Raw genomic sequence first — 19,261 nt, forward strand, 5'->3', positions numbered from 1 at the left:
TGTTCAAATTGACGGCTGATTGACTCGCTGGCTCAGCTCCTGGGCCGACTCCTTGCGCTCGGAATAGCGGTCTACCAGATCCGGGCGATCGCGCAGCAACAGGGTGAACTTCACCAGCTCTTCCATGACATCGACCACGCGGTCATACAGCGCAGACGGTTTCATGCGGTTATGCGAGTCAAACTCCAGATAGGCCTTGGGTACCGAGGACTGGTTGGGGATGGTGAACATGCGCATCCAGCGCCCCAACACACGCAGTTGATTGACCACGTTAAAGGACTGGGAGCCGCCACACACCTGCATCACGGCAAGGGTTTTACCCTGCGTCGGGCGCACGGCACCCAGGGCCAGTGGCACCCAGTCGATTTGCGCCTTGAACACCGCCGACATGGCACCGTGACGCTCCGGTGAACACCACACCTGGCCTTCAGACCATTGCATCAGTTCCAGCAGCTCCTGGACTTTGGGGTGATCATTCGGCGCATCATCGGGCAGCGGCAGGCCAGAGGGGTTGAAGATCCGTGTCTGGGCGCCGAAGTGTTCGAGCAATCTGGCTGCTTCCTCGACCAGCAGGCGGCTGAACGAGCGTTCGCGGGTCGAGCCATACAACAGCAGGATGCGTGGCTTGTGCGGGTTGTCGGGTTGAGCGGTTTTGGCAGGGATCAATGTGCTGTCGAGATTGGGCAGTGTGTCGTTCATGGTGGCTCCGGTTACAGGGTACTGATGCGGTCGAGTTCGCGTTTGAGTGCCGCGGGCTCAAGCCGGGCAAAGGGCAGGGCAAGAAAGGCCCGGCAGCGCGTTTCGATATGTGCCAGGGTGGCGTGGAACGCGGCGGCTACCGTGGCCTCGTCACCCTTGACCTCCGAGGGGTCTGCCAGCCCCCAATGGGCTTTGATGGCCGGGCCGAAATACACCGGGCACGCCTCGGCGGCGGCCTTGTCGCAGACGGTAATGACAATATCCGGCGGGTTGGCTGCGAAGGCGTCATTGCCCTTGCTGCTCAGGCCGTCAATGCCGATGCCGGCTTCTTGCAGGGTTATCAGGCTGCGGGGCAACACCTGGCCCTTGGGAAAGCTGCCAGCACTGATGGCCTGGAACCCTTGCGGCGCCAGGTGGTTGAACATGGCTTCGGACAGGATGCTGCGACAGCTATTGGCGGTACACATAAACAGAACGCGCATGGTATTTGCTCTTTGCGGTGGTAGTTAAAGGCTCAGGCGCAAAGCCAGGGCAGACAGGGTGACCAGCAGAATCGGCAGGGTCAGGATCAGCCCCACCTTGAAGTAGTAACCCCAGGTGATACGAATTCCCTTGCGTGCCAGCACATGCAACCACAGCAACGTGGCGAGGCTGCCGATGGGGGTGATTTTCGGGCCCAGGTCGGAGCCGATGACATTGGCGTAGATCATGGCTTCGCGGATCACCCCGCTGGCCTCACTGGCCTGGATCGACAGGGCGCCGAGCAAGACCCCGGGCATGTTGTTCATCACCGAAGACAACAGTGCGGCGAGCACGCCGGTGCCCAGGGTGGTGGCCCAGAGGCCGGATTCGCCCAGCTGGTTGAGGGCCAGTGTTAAGTGATGGGTCAGCCCGGCATTTTTCAACCCGTACACCACCAGGTACATGCCCAGCGAGAACGTCACCACCTGCCAGGGTGCTTCGCGCAACACCCGCCGTGTTGAAATGACATGGCCGCGGGCAGCCACAGCGAACAGCAGGGCGGCGCACACGGCGGCAATCGCACTCACGGGGATACCCAGTGGCTCCAGCGCAAACAGACCCGCGAGCAGCAAGGCCAACACCGCCCAGCCCACCTTGAAGGTCAGCGGGTCGCGTATGGCACTGCGTGGCTCGGCCAGTTGCTCCAGCGAGTAGTGACGCGGAATGTCCCGGCGGAAAAAAACGTACAGCACCAGCAGGGTGCTGGCGATGGCAACCAGATTGACTGGCACCATGACGGCGGCATATTCGCTAAAGCCCAGATGGAAGTAGTCTGCCGATACGATATTGACGAGGTTGGAAACCACCAGCGGCAGGCTGGCCGTATCGGCAATAAACCCCGCTGCCATGACGAATGCCAGGGTCGATGCGGCGCTGAATCGCAGGGCGAGCAGTATCGAGATAACAATCGGGGTTAGGATCAGCGCAGCGCCGTCATTGGCGAACAGTGCTGATACCCCGGCCCCCAACAGCACGCTAAATACAAACAGGCGCCGGCCGTCACCCTTGGCCCAGCGTGCCACATGCAAGGCTGCCCACTGGAAGAAACCGGCCTCGTCGAGCAGCAGGCTGATGATGATCACGGCGATGAAGGTGGCCGTGGCATTCCAGACAATGGCCCACACCAGGGCAACATCGCTGAGCGAGACCACACCTGCCAGCAATGCCAGGCCCGCACCCAAGGATGCGCTCCAGCCTACGCCCAGGCCTTTGGGTTGCCAGATGACCAGAACCAGAGTGACTAAAAAAATAGCGAAAGCGCTGAGCATGATAAATCTCGGCTGGTTATAGGGTCAGCAGCAGGCTGGCGTACTAAGCGGGCGGTCGCCCATGGCGGCCAGTCGTGCGCTGTCATGGGCCAGCCAGTCGGTATTGGCGCTCAGGGTTGTGTCGATGACAGTGCGTACCCAGTCCGGCAGGTGCGGGTTAAGCCGGTAATACACCCACTGCCCCTGGCGGCGGTCGAGCAACAGCCCGCAACCACGAAGCTGGGCCAGATGGCGCGAAACTTTTGGCTGGCTGTCGTCAAGGGCACAGACCAGCTCACATACACAGAGCTCGCCCTCGCGGGCGATCAGCAGGGTGGCCCTGGCGCGGGTTTCATCAGACAGGCATTTGAACAGGGCGGCGGGACTGAGCATGATGACTCTCTATGCGTACATATGGAAATACGAATATACGGATATCCATATGTTGTGGCAACCCCGATCTCCCGCAAGACGTGCTCGGTAGAGGTGGGAGCCGGACTTGCCCACGATGGCCGCGCCGCGGTGTGCCTGACTGACCGTATCGCCTGAATCGCGAGCAAGCCCGCTCCCACAAGGTCGGCGCAATGCCTGTGGGAGTCGGGCTTGCCCACGATGGCCGCGCCGCGGTGTGCCTGACTGGCCGTATCGCCCGAATCGCGAGCAAGCCCGCTCCCACAAGATCGGCGCAATGCCTGTGGGAGCCGGGCTTGCCCGCGATGGCCGCGCCGCGGTGTGCCTGACTGACCGCATCGCCCGAATCGCGAGCAAGCCCGCTACCACAAGATCGGCGAAATGCCTGTGGGAGTCGGGCTTGCCCGCGATGGCCGCGCCGCGGTGTGCCTGACTGACCGTATCGCCCGAATCGCGAGCAAGCCCGCTCCCACAAGGTCGGCGCAATGCCTGTGGGAGCCGGGCTTGCCCGCGATGGCTGCGCCGCGGTGTGCCTGACTGACCGCATCGCCCGAATCGCGAGCAAGCCCGCTCCCACAAGGTCGGCCTAGTGCCTGTGGGAGCCGGGCTTGCCCGCGATGGCCGCGCCGCGGTGTGCCTGACTGACCGCATCGCCCGAATCGCGAGCAAGCCCGCTCCCACAAGGTCGGCGCAATGCCTGTGGGAGCCGGGCTTGCCCGCGATGGCTGCGCCGCGGTGTGCCTGACTGACCGTATCGCCTGAATCGCGAGCAAGCCCGCTCCCACAAGGTCGGCGCAATGCCTGTGGGAGTCGGGCTTGCCCGCGATGGCCGCGCCGCGGTGTGCCTGACTGACCATATCGCCCGAATCGCGAGCAAGCCCGCTCCCACAAGGTCGGCGCAATGCCTGTGGGAGCCGGGCTTGCCCGCGATGGCCGCGCTGCGGTGTGCCTGACTGACCGCATCGCCCGAATCGCGAGCAAGCCCGCTCCCACAAAATCGGCGCAATGCCTGTGGGAGCCGGGCTTGCCCACGATGGCTGCGCCGCGGTGTGCCTGACTGACCGTATCGCCCGAATCGCGAGCAAGCCCGCTCCCACAAAATCGGCGCAATGCCTGTGGGAGCCGGGCTTGCCCGCGATGGCCGCGCCGCGGTGTGCCTGACTGACCGTATCGCCTGAATCGCGAGCAAGCCCGCTCCCACAAGGTCGGCCTAGTGCCTGTGGGAGCCGGGCTTGCCCGCGATGGCCGCGCCGCGGTGTGCCTGATTGACCGTATCGCCCGAATCGCGAGCAAGCCCGCTCCTACTCCCACAGAGGCGGCGTGTGCCGGTGCTTTACCCGGGCCTGCTCACCGCGCATCATGTGCCGCCCCCCACACTGGCGGGCATCCGTGGCGAAAAGGAACAGCAGTTGAACGAACACACATTGTCCATGCGCCTGGAGCGCGTGGCCGCCCATATGCCAGCCGGTGCGCGCCTGGCCGATATCGGCTCGGATCATGCTTATTTGCCGGTGGCGTTGTTGCGCCGCGGGGCCATTGCCGCTGCCGTGGCAGGCGAGGTGGCCCTGACGCCCTTTCACGCGGCCCGGCGTACCGTGCGCGAAAACGGCCTTGAGCAACACATCAGCGTGCGCCATGCCAATGGTCTGGCGGCGATTGCTGCGCAGGACGAGATTAGCGTGGTCAGCATCTGCGGCATGGGCGGCGAGACCATCCGCGATATTCTTGCAAGCGGCAGTGCCCACCTCAGCGGACGGGAGCGCCTGGTCCTGCAACCCAATGGCGGCGAGCAGCCCTTGCGCCAATGGTTGATGGAAAACCACTACCACATCCTCTGCGAAGAGTTGCTGCAGGAAAACCGCTTCTACTACGAAATCATCGTCGCCGAACGCATCGGACCGGTGAGTTACAGCGCCGAGCAACTGTACTTTGGCCCCTTGCAGATGCAGGCGCGCAGCCCGCTGTTTCTGGGCAAGTGGCAACGCATGCTGGTTGAGAAGCGCAAAGTGTTGAGCAATCTGGCCCAAGCGCGCCAGGCCGTGCCCGAGGCCCGAATGGAGGAAATTGCCCGGCAGGCCAGGTGGATCAGCGAACTGCTGGCCTGACCTTCAACTCATGCTGCGCAGCCATGCCAGCAAGTGTGCCTGAGGGCTGGTGGCGGGCAACGGTGCGGGTGACAGCAGGCAGTAACCTGAACCGTCCTCGACAAAACCCAAGGGTGCGCTCAGCACGCCGCTGTGCAGATCGTCACGCACCAGATGCCAGGGGCCGATGGCCACGCCCAGCCCTGCGACGGCCGCCTGCAGGCTGAAATAAAAGTGCTCGAAATACTGCCCCGCCGCCTCGGGCAACCCCATGCCCGTCGCGCCGGCCCATTCCTGCCAAGCCTGGGGTCGTGTGCGCGAGTGCAGGGGCGGTGCCTCGGGGCGCAGCACGGCGTCGGCAGGCTGCCCGGCGAACCACTGCGCCACGTTGTCCGGGCGACACACCAGGCCGATCTTTTCCGCAAACAAGGGCTCGGCGTGGTAACTGTCAGGCCAGGGGAAATCGTCCCGGCGGATGGCCAGGTCGATGGTGCCATTGAATGTGAATGGCCCGCCGCCCGCGACCAACTGCACGTCGATCTGCGGGTGCTTAGCCTGAAAGTCCGGCCAGCGCGGGATCAGCCAGCGCATCAGCAATGTCGGCTCACACGACAGCACCCAGCTGCGCTTTCGGGCGGCGTTGGCGCGCAGTTCGTTGATCGCCCGGGATATCAGGCCGAACCCGTCACCTGTGGCCCTGGCCAACACGCGCCCGGCATCGGTTAGAAACACGCGGCGGCTGCGGCGTTCGAACAGCGCCACCCCCAGCTCATTTTCGAGCAGGCGCACGGCACGGCTGACGGCCCCGGGGGTGAGGTGCAACTCGACGCCGGCGCGGCTGAAGTTTTCCAGGCGAGCGGCTGCTTCGAAGCAGCGCAGGGCCAGCAGCGAAGGCAGGCGTGCCTGGTTTAATGGTGAGTCTGGCTCACAACTGTTATCAGAAAGCATCGTTATTGCTCAGGGCCTGTCGGCCATAACATGGCGCATATTTTTGAATTATCGACAGGATACGCCATGACAGAACTGATAGCTGTAATCACAATAACCCTGCTGGCCATTATCAGCCCGGGGCCGGACTTTGCAATGGTCACGCGCAACAGCTTGCTGCAGTCGCGCCGCGCCGGGGTGTTCACGGCCCTGGGTATCGGCCTTGGCGTGCTGGTGCATGTGGCCTATACCCTGGTGGGTGTAGGCCTGCTGATTGAGCAGTCGCCGTGGCTGTTCAATACCCTCAGGCTGGCGGGTGCCTGTTACCTGATCTACCTCGGAGTGAAGATGCTGCGGGCCAGGGCAGGAGGGGTGGCAGCCGCTGGCAAGCAGGTTCCGCTGTCGGATCTGGCGGCGCTGCGCACAGGTTTTTTCGCCAATGTCCTGAACCCCAAGACCACCCTGTTTATTGTCAGCCTGTTTATCCAGGTGGTTCGGCCCGAAACGCCGCTGGCCGTGCAGATCGGTTATGGCTGCTTTATTTCAGTAGCACATATGGCCTGGTTCACGCTGGTTGCACTGTGTTTTTCAACGGGGACGGTACGCCAGCAGCTGCTGGCCGTGCGGCACTGGGTAGACCGTGTATTCGGTGGGTTGCTGGTGGGGTTTGGGGTGTTGCTGGCAGTGGGGCGCTGAGCCTGGTCAGGGCTCCACGTTGCTGTCGAACATGGCAATAAAGCGCTGGATCAGCGGTGACGGGTTGTCGGCATGCCAGTTCATGTACAGGCCGAGGGTCGGGTTGGCAGGCCCTGTCAGTGGCCGGATTGGGCGGAACGCAACCTTGTCGCGCAGTGTCGAGGCGGCAATCGACTGTGGCACCAGGGCCACGCCAAAACCACAACTGACCAGCCCGATCAGGGTATGCAGCTGTGCAGCCTCCTGGACCACCCGGGGAAAGAACCCGGCGGCTTCGCACAGGCCGACCAGTTGGCCGTGATAGCCGCTGCCCAGGGCTTGTGGGGTGAAGACAAAGTCTTCGTCGGCGAAATCGCGCAGCTCGACAGGCCCTGACTGGGCCTTGGGATGATCCAGGGGCAGGGCCATGACAATGGCTTCGTCGAGCAACAGGCGCGATTCGAGGGCGGCTGCGCTGAAGGGCAGTTTGCGCATAAAGGCGATATCGGCCTCGGCGGCCAGCAGCGCCTTGGCCTGGCAGGAGGAGGGCATCTCCTTGATCACCAACTGGACCAAGGGGAAGGCCTGGCGAAACTGCCTGAGCGTGTTGAGCAACGGTTCGTAGTACGCAATAGACACCGCCGTGACCGTGAGTACACCGGCAACCCCTTGCGCCACCTGGCGTGCGTATGCGACCCCCTGTTCCAGCTCCTTGAGTGTGCGATAGGCCGTCTGCACAAAGGCCTGGCCTGCGGGTGTCAGCACCACCTCGCGCCTGCTGCGGGTGAACAGGCGCAAGCCCAGCTTGTCTTCCAGACGGCTGATCGCCTGGCTCAGGGGGGGCTGGGCCATATGCAGGCGCTCGGCAGCCCGGTGAAAATGCAGCTCCTCGGCCACCGCGATAAACTGGCGGAGCAGTCGGGTTTCGATCATGTGCAGTGTTCCTTCCTTTGAACCGTGGTATCTGCGCGGTGGGAGCGGGCTTGCTCGCGATGCAGGCGCCGCGCTCCTATCAGGGAGGCGCTGATATGCGCCGGGTATCAATCGGTCTGTCGATCGGTATTAAACAACACGCCTGTTGATTGCTACGGTGACGTCTCAATCAAGAGGACAGCCCTATGGACTTTACCGGCAAAACCGCAATTGTCACGGGCGCTGGGCGGGGCCTGGGCTTAAGTTATGCCAGCGAGCTGGCACGGCTGGGCGCCCATGTGCTGATCAGTGATATTGGTGCAGACAGCCAGGGTGCGGGGGCGGATGCCAGCGTTGCCCTTGATGCCGCGCAGGCGCTTGCCGCCCAAGGCTACAGCGTGATCGGCCATCACGGTGAGCTGGTCAGCGAGGCGGGGTGCCGGCAGTTGGTCGAAACAGCCGTCGAAGCGTTCGGGCAACTGGATATTGTGATCCACAACGCCGGCTGGGTCGGTTACCAGGCCATTGAAGAGGCACAACCCGAGTTTATCGAGCGGGCGCTGGGGGTCAATGTGTATAGCCCGATCTGGCTGTGCAAGCATGCCTGGCCGTACCTGCGCCAATCATCGGCGGCGCGGGTGGTGCTGACGTCTTCGGACCGGGCCATGTACCAGCCCTATGCCCAGCCGGGCCTGACGGCCTACGCCGCCGGCAAGATGGCACAGCTGGGCATCATGAATGCCCTGAGCATGGAAGGCGCGGTCGATGGCATTCTGGTGAACGCGATTTCGCCGGTGGCCAAGACCCGGATGTGGGGTGTCAACGGCGAACCGGACAATCTCAAGCCCCAGTGGGTGACCCCGGGGGTGATCTTTCTGGCCTCGGATCAGTGCCAGGACAGCGGCTATATTTTGCGGGCCAGCAATGGCCAGTTCACGGCAACCCGCTTTGTCGAGAACCTGGGGGTGGACTACCCCCTGGATCTGGCCCGGATCAAGGCCGGCAGCGCCGAGCAGGTCGCCCGGCTGTGGGCGCGGATCAAGGAGTGTTGAGGCCGGGGTCGGTCGGGTTAATTGTGCTTAACACTTAAGTAGGGAGGGGCTGGCGCAATGGCGTAAAAAAGCCCTGGGCGGGTGGATCAGCGGTGGTTTTTATCACTGCAGTATTAGTCCTTAAGTGCAGTCACGGCCGCCCTATAGAGAGTGTTAATACCAAGGAGTGAGTTGTGGGTTCTCGCGCGTGGCGTTGTCATGTTTGAAGGATGGAAACTCCCTCTGATGCGAGTGCAGGGAGCTTTCGAACTCAGGCATGACAGATTCAAGGGAGCTGATTATGAACACCTCACTCTGGTTGAAAACAAGCACGGCCCTGTTGTTGGTCATGAGCGCCAGCCTGGCGGGCTGCCACAGCGGCGGTGGCGGGCATCACAGCAGTGACAGCGCAAGCACGCCAACGACGCCGACCAACCCGACCACACCCACGGATCCCACTACACCGACTGACCCGACCGATCCGACCACACCGACCACACCGACCAACCCGTCAGTTACCCCGCCTTTGGTCACGGGGCAGGTCGCCGCTGAAGTCGGCACCGGCCTGGGCGGTGTCGGTACCCTGGTCAGCGGCGTGGGCACCACCCTGACCAGCGTTCCGGTGGTCGGCGCGGCGGGCGGTCTGGTGGTCAATACCGGCAATGCCGTGACGTCCATTACCGATGGCGTCACCAACGGCCTGGGTTCGCTGGGTACGGACAAAAACTCGCTGGGAATCACCGTTGCCGGTGTCACCAACGGGGTCAGTGATATTGGCAAAGGGGTTTCATCACTCGGTACCGGTGTCAGCGGTCTGGTCGGCAACACACCGATCAGCCAGGTACCGCTGGTGGGCGGTGTCGTGGGCAAGGTCACCGACACCGCAGGCGGGCTGGTTAACCAGGTTGGCACCACCGTGACCATGCTCGGCAACACCCTGACTACCAACGTGACCAGCGGGCAATTGGGCAAGGCTACCGGCGGTTTGAATGACAAGGTTGTAGTACCCGTGATCTCACTGGTGGAAAACGTTACAGGCAAGGTGGGCACCACCACCGGCCTGGGGCAGCCAGTGGACGGGTTGTTGACGAAGGTTGGCGGCGTGGTCGGCGGGCTGGGTGACAAGGTGGTCGATACCGGCAAGAACCCGCTCACCAATGTGGTGGGCGGCGTACTGGGTGGTGTGGGTGGGGCACTGGATAAATCCGGCGGTTACCTGAACCCGGCGACAACCACCGGCACCGGCACCACTACCGGCGGGCTGGGCGGTTTGCTGGGCGGGCTGGGCGCTGCCACCGGCGCAACCGGTACGCAGACAAACACCGGCGGCTCAGGTGGTTTGCTGGGTGGCAGCACTGGCTTGCTTGGCAGCCTGGGCGGTACTACCGGTACCCAGACCGGTACCGGTGCCTCGGGTGGGGCAAGCGCTTCCGGTGGTCTTGGTGGCCTGCTTGGCGGCTTGCTCAACAAAAACTGACGGGGCGCGCGCGGACGGTGTTGTACGGTTCGGCCTGTGCCCCTGCTGTTCAGGTGCAGACCGGACTGTTTTTCGTTCACCTATGGCCTGTTTTATTGGCAATTGCGTCCTCTGCCAGCGCTGGGCATTATCCATGTCCGCACTCAAGGAAGCTTTCCCATGGTCACAGCGACACTGCATCTGATGTGCGGCAAGATTGCATCAGGCAAATCAACCCTGGCCAAAACCCTTGCTGTGCAACACAGCGCGATTTTGCTGAGCGAGGATAAATGGCTCGCCTCCCTGTATCCCGGTGCGATCAACTCGGTCACTGATTACACAGGCTACAGCCTGAGGATCCGCAGTGTGCTGGGGCCTCTGGTGGTCGACATGCTGGAGTGCGGAGTGAGTGTGGTGCTGGATTTTCCGGCCAATACCATCGCCAGCCGCGAGTGGCTGCTGGGCCTGGCAGAAACGGCACGAATGCCGCACTGCCTGCACTATCTCGAGGTGGACGATGAGGTGTGTCGTGCGCGGCTGCATGTGCGCAACCGGCTTGCCGAGCATGACTTTGCGGCCTCGGATGCCGAGTTTGACCTGATCACCAGCTACTTCCGTGCCCCGGGCACAGACGAGGGCTTGGTGATTGTCACTTACCCCCGGCTTCTTGCATGATCCAGTGCATAAATGCCCTGACCTCATCCCGTTGCATTGCCTCCACCCGTGTGACGGCGTAGTAGGCAAAGCGTGCCGGCCACGGCTTGTCCATGACTTGCACCAGTCGGCCTGCAGCGATTTCTTCGGTTGCGTACTCCTGGGGCACCAAGGCCAGCCCCTGGCCGGCTTCGGCTGCGCGGATCAATAAAAAATCGTCCTCGAAAGCCGTGCCGCGTTGTGCGCGCGTGTCTTTGCCCACGTCATGGGCGCTGAGCCACAACAGCCAGTCGGCACGGTCAGCGTCGTGCAGCAGGGGGAGGTCGAGGCAGTCCTGCGGCTGCGTGAGCGGCGGGTAGTCGGCCAGCAAAGCCGGGCTGGCAACGGGGACCAGCACGGGCGCCATCAGGCGGGTCACCTGCAGGCCGGGATACACCCCAAGCCCGTGGCGCAGGGCAATATCGACACGCCCGCGGTGCATGTCCACCAGCGCGGAAGTGGCCTCGACACGCACCTCGATATCCGGATGCAAGCGGTTGAATCGCCCCAGGCGCGGCACCAGCCATGACGCGGCAAAGGTGGCCACGGTGCTGATCGTCAGGGTCTGGCGCGCAGTGCTTTGTTGCAGTGCCTGCATGGCCTGTTCGATTTGCCCGAAGGCCTCAAACAGGGCCGGGTGTACAGCGGCAGCGGCCTGCGTGAGCCGCAAGCCGCTGCGCTCGCGGGTAAACAGCGGTATGCCAACCCGGTCTTCCAGCAGGCGGATCTGCTGGCTGACTGCACCTGAGGTGACATTCAACGTTTGCGCCGCTGCCTTGATGCTGCCTTGCTGGCCAACTTCGACAAACGCTCGCAAAGCGAGAAGGGGCAGTGAAGTCGCCATAGGCTTTAGTTTTCCTGAATCCGGTGTGCAGAAAGGATCGTTTCCGCTGACGTACAGTGAAAGCGATGATGTCCTGAGTTTAGAGAGGCTGTGCAAGTTCAGTAAAACTATATCTAACCGGACGCCCTGCATGAACCCCATGATCACGTTGTATACCGACAGCTCGCCCAATGGTTTCAAGATCACCATTGCCCTGGAGGAACTCGGTTTAACCTACCACCTGCGGCACGTAAAAATTGACCAGGGCGAAAATCGCAGCCCGGCGTTTTTACGCCTCAACCCCCACGGGCGCATCCCGGTGCTGGTCGACGCCAGCAACGGCATTACGCTGTTCGAATCGGCAGCCATCCTGCTGTATCTGGCTGATATCACTGGCCGGCTCTTGCCCGTCGAACCCGCCAGGCGCTGGCAAGCCATCCAGTGGCTGATGTTTCATGCTGCCAGCGTGGGGCCTGTGATGGGCCAGCGCGTTCACTTCGAGCTGTTTGCCGCAGACAAAAATCCCCAGGCCATTGCACGCTACCGATCCTTGATGGATGAAGCCTTTGCCACTCTGGACAACCGCTTGGCCGAGCATCCCTATCTGGCCGGTGACGAGTATTCGATTGCCGATATCGCCCAGTTTGGCTGGACCCATATCGCCCAGGTCATCGACTTCGATTTCAGCGCCTATAAGCACCTGAGTACCTGGTACCAACGTATCGGCGCCAGACCCGCCGTGCAGCGCGGTATCGTTCTGCCAACGCGCGCCACAGGCGCTTGAATCTGGGGGCCAACATGAACACTACCGATCAGGCCACAGGCCAGTCCTCGCCCGCATTCGCCAGCCACCGCGGTTATCGGCGCATGTTCGCGGCCAATCAGCTGACCCTCGGGATTTTTTTGCCATTGCGCTTTTACAAAGGTGACATGGCGGTGCTGGCCGGGCAGGCCGAGTTGGTTCGCGACATCGACCGATATGGTTTTGCCGCAGTCTGGGTGCGCGACGTACCGCTGTTCGATCCTGCCTTTGGTGATGCGGGGCAAGTATTCGATCCCTTTACCTATCTGGCCTTTCTGGCGGCTCACACCCGTTCACTTGCGCTGGCAACCGGCAGTGCGATCTTCTCGTTGCGCCATCCCATTGACCTGGCCAAGGCCAGTGCCACCATCGATCAGTTGTCGAATGGACGGCTGGTCATGGGTATTGCCTCGGGAGACCGGGCCATTGAGTTCCCCGCCTATGGTCTTGAACACGCCCGGCGGGGTGAGCGGTTTGCCCAGAGCGTGACGTATTTCCGCCAGCTGATGCAGGCCCGTGCGCCCGTTATCGATTCTGCGCTGGGGCACCTGGCCGGAGCCGAATTTCTGCCCCGGCCCGTGGCGGGCGCCATCCCCCTGATGATCACCGGTTCATCCCGTCAGTCACTGGCCTGGATCGGCGAGCACGCCGATGGCTGGCTGACCTTTCCCGAATCGACCCATGACCGCCAGGGGCCGCAGCGCCTGGGCGAGAAGATCCGGGCCTGGCGCCAGTTGATCCCGGATGGCGGGTTCAGGCCGCATATGACCAATGAATGGCTTGACCTGGTTGATGATCCTGATTACCCCCGTACGCCTTTACAGGGCGGTTATGTGTTGCGCACCGGACGCAATGGCCTGCTTGATCTGCTGGGTGAATGGCAAGCGGCAGGTGTCAACCATGCGGCCTTGGGTATCCAGTTTTCGGCCCGGCCTGCGGCAGACGTCATCCAGGAACTGGCTGAAGACGTACTGCCGCATTTTCCGTCACATCAGGTGCCGGAGGGGGCCGGGCTGGCATGGTGAAGACAACGATCAACTTACCGTTTTCATCTCCACAACCGGCGTGCTGCGTGTGCGTGACACGCTCAGGCCCAGCAGCCCGCCGAGCACCAGCGCGCCAGCCATAAAGTACATGGCCGCCTGGGTGTTGCCGGTCAATTGGGTCAGCCAGCCGACCACAATGGTGCTGAAAAAGCCGGCGACATTGCCCAGGGAGTTGATCAGCGCGATCCCGGCCGCCGCTGCGGCGCCGCCGACCACGGCGGTGGGCATGCCCCAGAACACCGGCAAGCTGCTGATCATCGCCGCAGTGCCGATGGTCAGGCCGATCATCGACAACCACAGGCTGGCACCGAACAGGGTACCGAATACCACTCCGCCAGCGCCGATAAAGGCGCAGATCGCCAGGTGCCAGCGATACTCGCGAACCCGGTCGCTGCTGCGCCCCACCAGCACCATGCACACGGTTGCCACCGAGTAGGGAATCGCGCTCAGCACGCCGATAGCCCAGGGTTCGGCGACACCGCTGTTGCGGATAATGGTCGGCATCCAGAAACTGATCACGTACTGGCCCAGCACCAGGCAAAAATACACCGCGCCCAGCAACCAGATTTTCGGGTTGAGCAGGCCATCGCGCACCGAATGATGGGCCTTAGCCCTGGCTTCGCGATCCAGCGCGGCTTGCATGCCGCGTTTTTCGTCGGGGCTGAGCCAGCGGGCGTCGGCAATCCGGTCGTGCAGCAGGAAGAACACGGCGGCGCCCAGGGCCACGGCCGGCAAGCCTTCGATCACGAACAGCCATTGCCAGCCGGCGTAACCCGCCACGCCATCGAGGGTTTGCATGATCAAGCCGGAAATCAGTGAACCCAGCATGCTGGAGATCGGCAGGGCGGCGATAAACAGGGAAATCATCACACCCCGGCGATGGCTCGGAAACCAGGTGGTGAGATAGAAAATGATCCCCGGGAAAAAACCCGCCTCGGCAATGCCGATCAAAAACCGCAGCAGGTAGAAGCTCATGGGCGTTTCGACAAACATCATGGCCGCCGACAGCAGGCCCCAGCTCATCATGATCCGCGCGATCCAGCGCCTGGCGCCGTACTTGTGCAGGGCGATATTGCTGGGGATCTCGAACATCAGGTAACCGACAAAAAACACCCCGGCCCCCAGCCCGTAGACCGCTTCGCTGAACTTCAGGTCATCGAGCATCTGCAGCTTGGCAAAGCCGACATTGACCCGGTCCAGATAGGCCACCAGGTAACAGACCATCAGCAGCGGAATGACCCGCCACGCGGTCTTGCGGTAGGCCGAGTGCAGGGCGTGGTCCGGCATGTCGGCGGGGAGCGGCGCTTGGGTGTTCATGTTGAGCCTCATTGTTGTTGTTTTAGGGGCGGTTTGCAGATCAGAGCGCACGGCCTCCCGGCCAGTCACCGCCCGCGCACATGGCGCGCACGACTTCGCGGATCAATTCGCTGATCAGGGTTTTCAGGTGGCTGGCAGGCATCGACGCACAGCTGCAAATGCCCAGGGTGCGGGATAGGCCTTCAGCGGCAATGCGGTGGGCAACCAGACGGCCGTCTTCAATTTCGCGTACGGCCAGGTTCAGCGGCATGATGGTGTGCCCGATGCCGGCCTCGACCGCACTTTTAAGAATATGCACGGAGTTGACCTCCATGACGATTTCGCCCACGGCCAGGCCGTGCTGTTTAACCGCGTGTTCAACCAGCGTGCGGGTGCAGTGGCCGTGGGCCTGGCTGGGGAACACCAGCGGCCGGGCCAGCGCCTGCTCCAGGCACACCTCGCCGGCAGCGGGGGCATCGGCGGCATCGGCACGGTGGATCAGGTAAAAATCCTCTTCGATCAATGCGCTGAACAACACTTGCGGGGGCAGGTCGATGGCGCTGAACAGGGCCAGATCAATGCGCCCGTGCAGCAACTGGTCCATGACATTGCCGGTCAGTTCCTCATTGAGATGAAAGGCCACCTGCGGGTAACGGGCGGCCACGGCACGCATCAGCGGCATGGCCAGGAGGGTGGCGACGCTTTGCGGCAGCGCCACGGTAATCGAACCGCTGAGGGCGTCGGGGCTGCTGCTGACCGCAGCCCGGGCATCGCCCAGATGCTTGAGCATGCCCTGGGCGTATTCGTAAAACACCTTGCCGGCCTCGCTGGCGACCACGCCGTTGTGGCTGCGATGGAACAGCTGCACTCCCAGGTCGTCCTCCAGCGCCGACATCTGCTTGCTCAATGCCGATTGCGCCACATGCACTTGGCGGGCGGCGCTGGACAGGCTGCCGCAATCGATCACGGCGACAAAGTATTTGATCTGGCGGATTTCCATTGCGGTGCTTCCTGCAGGGCTCGGCTATATGGGCCGATGATGGTAGCGCGGGTCAGCCTGCGGAGTGTGCGCGAGGGAAAATCTTGCCGGGGTTCATCAGCTGTTTCGGGTCGAGCGCCGCCTTGATCGACTGCATGACGTCCACGGCGTTTTGCCCGTGCTCAACGGCCATAAAGTGCTGTTTGGTCAAGCCGATGCCGTGCTCGCCGGTGCAACTGCCCTGCAGGGCAATGGCCCGCTCGGCCAGGCGATGGGCCACGGCTTCGGCGCGTTCGATCTCGTCGGGGTTGTGCGGGTCGACCAGGATCACGGCATGGAAGTTACCATCGCCGACATGGCCGAAAATCGGTGCGAGAAAGCCGTTTTGCGCCAGATCCGCCGCCGTGGCTTCAATGCATTCGGCCAGCCGCGAAATCGGCACCACGGCATCGGTGGTCAGGGCGCGGCAACCGGGGCGCAGGGCGAGGGCGGCGAAGTAGCCGTCATGCCGGGCCTGCCACAGACGGCTGCGATCCTCTGGATGCACGGCCCACTCGAAGTCCATGCCCTGGTGTTCATCGGCGACCATGCGCACGGTCTCGATCTGTTCTTTCACGCCAGCTTCAGAACCATGCAGCTCAAAGAGCAGGGAGGGCGCCTCGCGCAACTGCGTGCTGCTGTAGGCGTTGAGGGCGCGCATGGTCAAGGCATCGAGCAGTTCAATGCGGGCGACCGGCACACCGAGCTGGATGATCTGGATCACCGCGCGCACGGCCAGGTCCACACTGGGAAAACGGCACACGGCTGCCGAAATGGCCTCAGGAATCGGGTGCAGCTTGACGGTCAGCTCGGCGATGGTCGCCAGCGTCCCGCCCGAGCCGACCAGCAAATGGGTCAAGTCATAGCCGGCGGAAGACTTGCGCGCCCGCCCGCCGGTGTTGATCACCCGGCCGTCGGCCAGCACCGCCGTCATGGCCAGCACGTTTTCGCGCATGGTGCCGTAGCGCACGGCGTTGGTCCCGGAAGCACGGGTCGCCGCCATGCCGCCCAGGGACGCATCGGCACCAGGGTCGATGGGGAAAAACAACCCGGTGCCGTGCAACGCCGCATTCAACTGTTTGCGGGTTACCCCCGGTTGTACGGTGGCGTCCATATCGTCAACGCGAATGGCAAGCACCTGGTTCATCCCCGACACATCCATGCTGACACCACCGTGGGAGGCCTGCAGCCAGCCTTCCAGCGAGGTGCCGCTGCCATAGGCGATCATCGGTGTATCGTGGCGATAACAGGCGCTGCTGATACTGACGATATCCTCAAGGCTGTTGGCGTAGGCCACGGCATCCGGGGGCATGGGGTCCAGCGCGGAAATATCGCTGCCGTGGTGTTCGCGCACGCTGGCCGAGGTGGAGAAGCGGGTGCCGAGCAATTGGCTCAGCTCCTCGCGCAAGGATTCGGCCAGGGGCGGATGCTCACAGGCAGCAGGAAGGCTCATCAGGCAATCTCCGTTTGTTCTGCGCCACCTGTGGCAGGCGGCATATGTGGGGAGTTATGGCTTATCTTAGGCAGCCTTTGGTACACACTCGTAGTGCTGATTTCAGATGGAGCCATCTGTTTTTGAGATGGTCTATGACAAATGTGATGATCAAGAAGGAACTTGAGTTGAGTGACTGGGAAGCCTATTACCAGGCAAGTGAACAGCGCGGGCAATCGCCCTTGCTGAGCAGGGCCTTGAGCCTGATCAGCGCGAATGAGGGGGCACGTCAGGCCGTGGACCTGGGGTGTGGGGCTGGAATGGAAACCCGGCAATTGCTGGCCGCAGGCTGGGACGTACTGGCCATTGACCGCGAAGCCGGCGCCATTGCGCGAACATCTGCCTTGTTACAGGGTGTCAGCGGCGGCCGGCTGGCGACCCTGGCCTGCGATTTTGAACAGCTGACGCAGTTACCGGCATCCAGATTGATCCATGCCGGTCTTGCCTTGCCGTTCTGTCGGCCAGAGTATTTTGAGACCCTTTGGCGGCTTGTGACTACGGCGCTTGAGCCGGGTGGTGTATTTGTCGGCCATCTGTTTGGCGAGCGGCACGGCTGGGCGGCACTTGCCCATATGACCTTTCACACCGAAGCGCAGGCGCGCTTGCTGTGCGGTAATCTTGAGCTGCATCTGTTGCGCGAGTTCGAACAGCCGGGTGCCCGTTTGCAGGGGGACATGGCCTGGCACCGCTTCGATATCATTGCCAGCAAGCCGCAAGGCGACGATAAATACCGTACTGAACCAAGGAGCCGGTGATGAAGGGAAGTTGCGCCTGCGGTGCCGTTGGCTATGAAATTGACCGTATCGACCTGCCTGTCAGCCATTGTCATTGCCAGTCGTGTCGCAAAACCCATGCTGCTGCATTTGTCACCACGGCCGGTGTATTGCGTGAGCACTTCCATTGGACGAGGGGGCAGGAAAAGCTCAGCAACTACGAGTCGTCCCCCGGCAAGCTGCGGCGCTTTTGCTCGCTGTGCGGTTGCCACCTTGTGGCTGAACGTGATGGCGCCGCGGCGGTGATTGTTCGTGTTGCGACCCTGGACGAGGACCCGGGCGATCGCCCGCAATACCATATCTGGGCTGAGCAGGATGCCCCATGGCTTGAACATGAAGACCTTGCGGTATACCCGCAATGGCAGCCGGGGCGCTAGTGTGTCAGTGGCATTATTTAACTTTTATCAGGGAGATAACCGTTAGTGACCCGTGCATCCATTCAAACCCTGCGCCCGCTGCCCGAACTGGATTACCACGACAGCAGATCAGTCCTGCTGCCTGTGCAGATCACGGCTCTGCAAGCCTGGAACCTGATGACGGCCGAGCAGGGGCCGCTGATGCGCCTGGCGTTTCGAACCCGGGACGCAATTTCTTCGTTATTTGGCGTCAAGCGCATCGGGGGTTTCTCCGGTACCCGGCGCGAGGTCGTGCAGGCCGGCGATTATCTGGATTTCTTTCTGGTAGAGCACAGCGCCCCCGAGGTACTGGTGCTGACCGAGCGTGACCGGCATCTGGATGTCATGACCTGTGTTTCGTTGGCTGATCGCGTACTGACAATCACCTCCTCTGTGGTCACCCATAACACCTTTGGCCGCCTCTATATGCTGCCGGTGGGGCCAGCCACAAACTTATCGTCAACAGCTATCTCAAGCGCCTGCAGCGCAAGTTGCAAGGGATGGAGCCCTGAACTCATGAACATAACCACAAGGCTTGCCAATCAGGCAGATATCCCGACGATTTTTGCCATCCGCACCAGCGTCAGGGAGAACGCTCTTTCTCATCAACAGTTAACTGAAATGGGCATTACCCCCGACGCCCTATGCCAGGCGATGGAAGCTGCTCCCTGCATCTGGGTGGCCGAGGTCGAGGGTGTTGCGGTGGGGTTTGCCATGGCAGATGCCGCAGATGGCTGTGTATTTGCCGCTTTTGTCCGGGCTGAATTCGAGGGGCTCGGACTCGGTCGCAGTCTTATGGCCAGGGCCGAGCAGTTTCTGTTTCAGCATCACCCCACGATTTGGCTGGAGACTGCTGAAAACAGCCGTGCCAGCGGTTTTTACCGGACCCTTGGCTGGCAGGCGGTGGCGAATTTGCCTGAAGGTGATATTCGCTTTGAAAAATCACGGACGTAGCAGGG

Annotated in this window: 20 protein-coding genes and 1 pseudogene; 11 read left to right on the forward strand and 10 right to left on the reverse strand. The window is 62.3% G+C overall.

Annotated elements, in window-relative coordinates:
• Window positions 1-3 precede the first annotated feature (3 nt).
• The 4 genes from arsH to BFC21_RS04245 are packed head-to-tail and all read right to left on the reverse strand — an operon-like array spanning window position 4 to window position 2,861.
• A complete protein-coding gene (gene arsH, locus BFC21_RS04230) occupies window positions 4-699 on the reverse strand; it encodes an arsenical resistance protein ArsH (protein ID WP_083369504.1) in 696 nt (231 codons plus the stop codon).
• Window positions 700-710: 11 nt separating this feature from the next.
• Window positions 711-1,181 carry an arsenate reductase ArsC gene (locus tag BFC21_RS04235; RefSeq protein WP_088377302.1) on the reverse strand — a complete coding sequence of 157 codons (471 nt, stop codon included), beginning with the start codon at window positions 1,179-1,181 and terminating at the stop codon, window positions 711-713.
• Between the two features lie 24 nt (window positions 1,182-1,205).
• Entirely contained in the window at window positions 1,206-2,489 is a 1,284-nt protein-coding gene (locus BFC21_RS04240) for an arsenic transporter (protein WP_088377303.1), read from the reverse strand.
• A gap of 24 nt (window positions 2,490-2,513) precedes the next feature.
• A complete protein-coding gene (locus BFC21_RS04245) occupies window positions 2,514-2,861 on the reverse strand; it encodes a metalloregulator ArsR/SmtB family transcription factor (RefSeq protein WP_088377304.1) in 348 nt (115 codons plus the stop codon).
• Between the two features lie 1,427 nt (window positions 2,862-4,288).
• Here BFC21_RS04245 and BFC21_RS04250 point away from each other — a divergent pair.
• The gene (locus tag BFC21_RS04250) at window positions 4,289-4,984 is read left to right on the forward strand and encodes a tRNA (adenine(22)-N(1))-methyltransferase TrmK (RefSeq protein WP_088377305.1); all 696 of its coding nucleotides are present in this window, start codon (window positions 4,289-4,291) and stop codon (window positions 4,982-4,984) included.
• A gap of 3 nt (window positions 4,985-4,987) precedes the next feature.
• Here BFC21_RS04250 and BFC21_RS04255 read toward each other — a convergent pair whose 3' ends face one another.
• Window positions 4,988-5,911 carry a LysR family transcriptional regulator gene (locus tag BFC21_RS04255; protein ID WP_120265734.1) on the reverse strand — a complete coding sequence of 308 codons (924 nt, stop codon included), beginning with the start codon at window positions 5,909-5,911 and terminating at the stop codon, window positions 4,988-4,990.
• A gap of 66 nt (window positions 5,912-5,977) precedes the next feature.
• On the opposite strand from BFC21_RS04255, the gene BFC21_RS04260 reads away from it, so the two are divergent.
• Window positions 5,978-6,586 carry a LysE family translocator gene (locus BFC21_RS04260; protein WP_088377307.1) on the forward strand — a complete coding sequence of 203 codons (609 nt, stop codon included), beginning with the start codon at window positions 5,978-5,980 and terminating at the stop codon, window positions 6,584-6,586.
• Between the two features lie 6 nt (window positions 6,587-6,592).
• Here BFC21_RS04260 and BFC21_RS04265 read toward each other — a convergent pair whose 3' ends face one another.
• On the reverse strand, window positions 6,593-7,498 hold the full coding sequence (locus BFC21_RS04265; protein WP_088377308.1) for a LysR substrate-binding domain-containing protein: 906 nt from the start codon (window positions 7,496-7,498) through the stop codon (window positions 6,593-6,595).
• Between the two features lie 185 nt (window positions 7,499-7,683).
• On the opposite strand from BFC21_RS04265, the gene BFC21_RS04270 reads away from it, so the two are divergent.
• The 3 genes from BFC21_RS04270 to BFC21_RS04280 all read left to right on the forward strand — a co-directional run bounded on the left by BFC21_RS04270 (window position 7,684) and on the right by BFC21_RS04280 (window position 10,639).
• Entirely contained in the window at window positions 7,684-8,529 is an 846-nt protein-coding gene (locus BFC21_RS04270) for an SDR family NAD(P)-dependent oxidoreductase (RefSeq protein WP_088377309.1), read from the forward strand.
• 280 nt (window positions 8,530-8,809) lie between these two features.
• Entirely contained in the window at window positions 8,810-9,985 is a 1,176-nt protein-coding gene (locus BFC21_RS04275) for a collagen-like triple helix repeat-containing protein (protein ID WP_120265735.1), read from the forward strand.
• Window positions 9,986-10,144: 159 nt separating this feature from the next.
• Entirely contained in the window at window positions 10,145-10,639 is a 495-nt protein-coding gene (locus BFC21_RS04280; protein ID WP_088377311.1) for an ATP-binding protein, read from the forward strand.
• On the opposite strand, the gene BFC21_RS04285 is transcribed toward BFC21_RS04280, so the two are convergent.
• Window positions 10,614-11,501, reverse strand: a complete 888-nt coding sequence (locus tag BFC21_RS04285) for a LysR substrate-binding domain-containing protein (protein ID WP_120265736.1) — start codon at window positions 11,499-11,501, stop codon at window positions 10,614-10,616. The genes BFC21_RS04280 and BFC21_RS04285 overlap by 26 nt on opposite strands.
• Window positions 11,502-11,640: 139 nt before the next feature.
• On the opposite strand from BFC21_RS04285, the gene BFC21_RS04290 reads away from it, so the two are divergent.
• Complete coding sequence (locus BFC21_RS04290; RefSeq protein ID WP_088377313.1) at window positions 11,641-12,264, forward strand: glutathione S-transferase family protein; 624 nt, start codon at window positions 11,641-11,643, stop codon at window positions 12,262-12,264.
• Between the two features lie 14 nt (window positions 12,265-12,278).
• Window positions 12,279-13,307: an LLM class oxidoreductase gene (locus BFC21_RS04295; protein WP_120265737.1), complete on the forward strand. Its 1,029-nt coding sequence runs from the start codon at window positions 12,279-12,281 to the stop codon at window positions 13,305-13,307.
• 9 nt (window positions 13,308-13,316) lie between these two features.
• On the opposite strand, the gene BFC21_RS04300 is transcribed toward BFC21_RS04295, so the two are convergent.
• From BFC21_RS04300 to BFC21_RS04310, 3 genes are read right to left on the reverse strand one after another with little or no spacing between them, the layout of a single operon-like run.
• A complete protein-coding gene (locus BFC21_RS04300) occupies window positions 13,317-14,645 on the reverse strand; it encodes an MFS transporter (protein WP_088377315.1) in 1,329 nt (442 codons plus the stop codon).
• A gap of 40 nt (window positions 14,646-14,685) precedes the next feature.
• Window positions 14,686-15,624 carry a LysR family transcriptional regulator gene (locus BFC21_RS04305; RefSeq protein ID WP_088377316.1) on the reverse strand — a complete coding sequence of 313 codons (939 nt, stop codon included), beginning with the start codon at window positions 15,622-15,624 and terminating at the stop codon, window positions 14,686-14,688.
• 52 nt (window positions 15,625-15,676) lie between these two features.
• Window positions 15,677-17,095 (reverse strand): FAD-binding oxidoreductase, encoded by a 1,419-nt coding sequence (locus tag BFC21_RS04310; RefSeq protein ID WP_088377317.1) that lies wholly within the window; start codon window positions 17,093-17,095, stop codon window positions 15,677-15,679.
• Window positions 17,096-17,241: 146 nt separating this feature from the next.
• On the opposite strand from BFC21_RS04310, the gene BFC21_RS04315 reads away from it, so the two are divergent.
• The 4 genes and pseudogenes from BFC21_RS04315 (at window position 17,242) to BFC21_RS04330 (ending at window position 19,256) form a co-directional block, all read left to right on the forward strand.
• Window positions 17,242-17,889, forward strand: coding sequence for a class I SAM-dependent methyltransferase (locus tag BFC21_RS04315; RefSeq protein ID WP_088377318.1), 648 nt, complete (start codon window positions 17,242-17,244; stop codon window positions 17,887-17,889).
• Window positions 17,889-18,284 carry a GFA family protein gene (locus BFC21_RS04320; RefSeq protein ID WP_088377319.1) on the forward strand — a complete coding sequence of 132 codons (396 nt, stop codon included), beginning with the start codon at window positions 17,889-17,891 and terminating at the stop codon, window positions 18,282-18,284. Before BFC21_RS04315 ends, BFC21_RS04320 begins: the two co-directional genes overlap by 1 nt.
• A 45-nt stretch (window positions 18,285-18,329) precedes the next feature.
• A pseudogene (locus BFC21_RS04325) lies at window positions 18,330-18,814 on the forward strand (DUF2867 domain-containing protein).
• A 109-nt stretch (window positions 18,815-18,923) separates the two neighbouring features.
• Window positions 18,924-19,256: a GNAT family N-acetyltransferase gene (locus BFC21_RS04330; protein ID WP_371914960.1), complete on the forward strand. Its 333-nt coding sequence runs from the start codon at window positions 18,924-18,926 to the stop codon at window positions 19,254-19,256.
• The last annotated feature ends 5 nt before the right edge of the window (window positions 19,257-19,261 follow it).

The organism is Pseudomonas sp. TMW 2.1634 (assembly GCF_001703595.1).
GTDB classification, from domain to species: Bacteria; Pseudomonadota; Gammaproteobacteria; order Pseudomonadales; family Pseudomonadaceae; genus Aquipseudomonas; species Aquipseudomonas fragi.

What these genes read in the sequence shown, in the direction of transcription:
- arsH (WP_083369504.1), bottom strand. Translation starts at nt 699, where the DNA reads ATGAACGACACACTGCCCAATCTCGACAGCACATTGATCCCTGCCAAA.
- BFC21_RS04235 (WP_088377302.1), bottom strand. Translation starts at nt 1,181, where the DNA reads ATGCGCGTTCTGTTTATGTGTACCGCCAATAGCTGTCGCAGCATCCTG.
- BFC21_RS04240 (WP_088377303.1), bottom strand. Translation starts at nt 2,489, where the DNA reads ATGCTCAGCGCTTTCGCTATTTTTTTAGTCACTCTGGTTCTGGTCATC.
- BFC21_RS04245 (WP_088377304.1), bottom strand. Translation starts at nt 2,861, where the DNA reads ATGCTCAGTCCCGCCGCCCTGTTCAAATGCCTGTCTGATGAAACCCGC.
- BFC21_RS04255 (WP_120265734.1), bottom strand. Translation starts at nt 5,911, where the DNA reads ATGCTTTCTGATAACAGTTGTGAGCCAGACTCACCATTAAACCAGGCA.
- BFC21_RS04260 (WP_088377307.1), top strand. Translation starts at nt 5,978, where the DNA reads ATGACAGAACTGATAGCTGTAATCACAATAACCCTGCTGGCCATTATC.
- BFC21_RS04265 (WP_088377308.1), bottom strand. Translation starts at nt 7,498, where the DNA reads ATGATCGAAACCCGACTGCTCCGCCAGTTTATCGCGGTGGCCGAGGAG.
- BFC21_RS04270 (WP_088377309.1), top strand. Translation starts at nt 7,684, where the DNA reads ATGGACTTTACCGGCAAAACCGCAATTGTCACGGGCGCTGGGCGGGGC.
- BFC21_RS04275 (WP_120265735.1), top strand. Translation starts at nt 8,810, where the DNA reads ATGAACACCTCACTCTGGTTGAAAACAAGCACGGCCCTGTTGTTGGTC.
- BFC21_RS04280 (WP_088377311.1), top strand. Translation starts at nt 10,145, where the DNA reads ATGGTCACAGCGACACTGCATCTGATGTGCGGCAAGATTGCATCAGGC.
- BFC21_RS04285 (WP_120265736.1), bottom strand. Translation starts at nt 11,501, where the DNA reads ATGGCGACTTCACTGCCCCTTCTCGCTTTGCGAGCGTTTGTCGAAGTT.
- BFC21_RS04290 (WP_088377313.1), top strand. Translation starts at nt 11,641, where the DNA reads ATGATCACGTTGTATACCGACAGCTCGCCCAATGGTTTCAAGATCACC.
- BFC21_RS04295 (WP_120265737.1), top strand. Translation starts at nt 12,279, where the DNA reads ATGAACACTACCGATCAGGCCACAGGCCAGTCCTCGCCCGCATTCGCC.
- BFC21_RS04300 (WP_088377315.1), bottom strand. Translation starts at nt 14,645, where the DNA reads ATGAACACCCAAGCGCCGCTCCCCGCCGACATGCCGGACCACGCCCTG.
- BFC21_RS04305 (WP_088377316.1), bottom strand. Translation starts at nt 15,624, where the DNA reads ATGGAAATCCGCCAGATCAAATACTTTGTCGCCGTGATCGATTGCGGC.
- BFC21_RS04310 (WP_088377317.1), bottom strand. Translation starts at nt 17,095, where the DNA reads ATGAGCCTTCCTGCTGCCTGTGAGCATCCGCCCCTGGCCGAATCCTTG.
- BFC21_RS04315 (WP_088377318.1), top strand. Translation starts at nt 17,242, where the DNA reads ATGATCAAGAAGGAACTTGAGTTGAGTGACTGGGAAGCCTATTACCAG.
- BFC21_RS04320 (WP_088377319.1), top strand. Translation starts at nt 17,889, where the DNA reads ATGAAGGGAAGTTGCGCCTGCGGTGCCGTTGGCTATGAAATTGACCGT.
- BFC21_RS04330 (WP_371914960.1), top strand. Translation starts at nt 18,924, where the DNA reads ATGGGCATTACCCCCGACGCCCTATGCCAGGCGATGGAAGCTGCTCCC.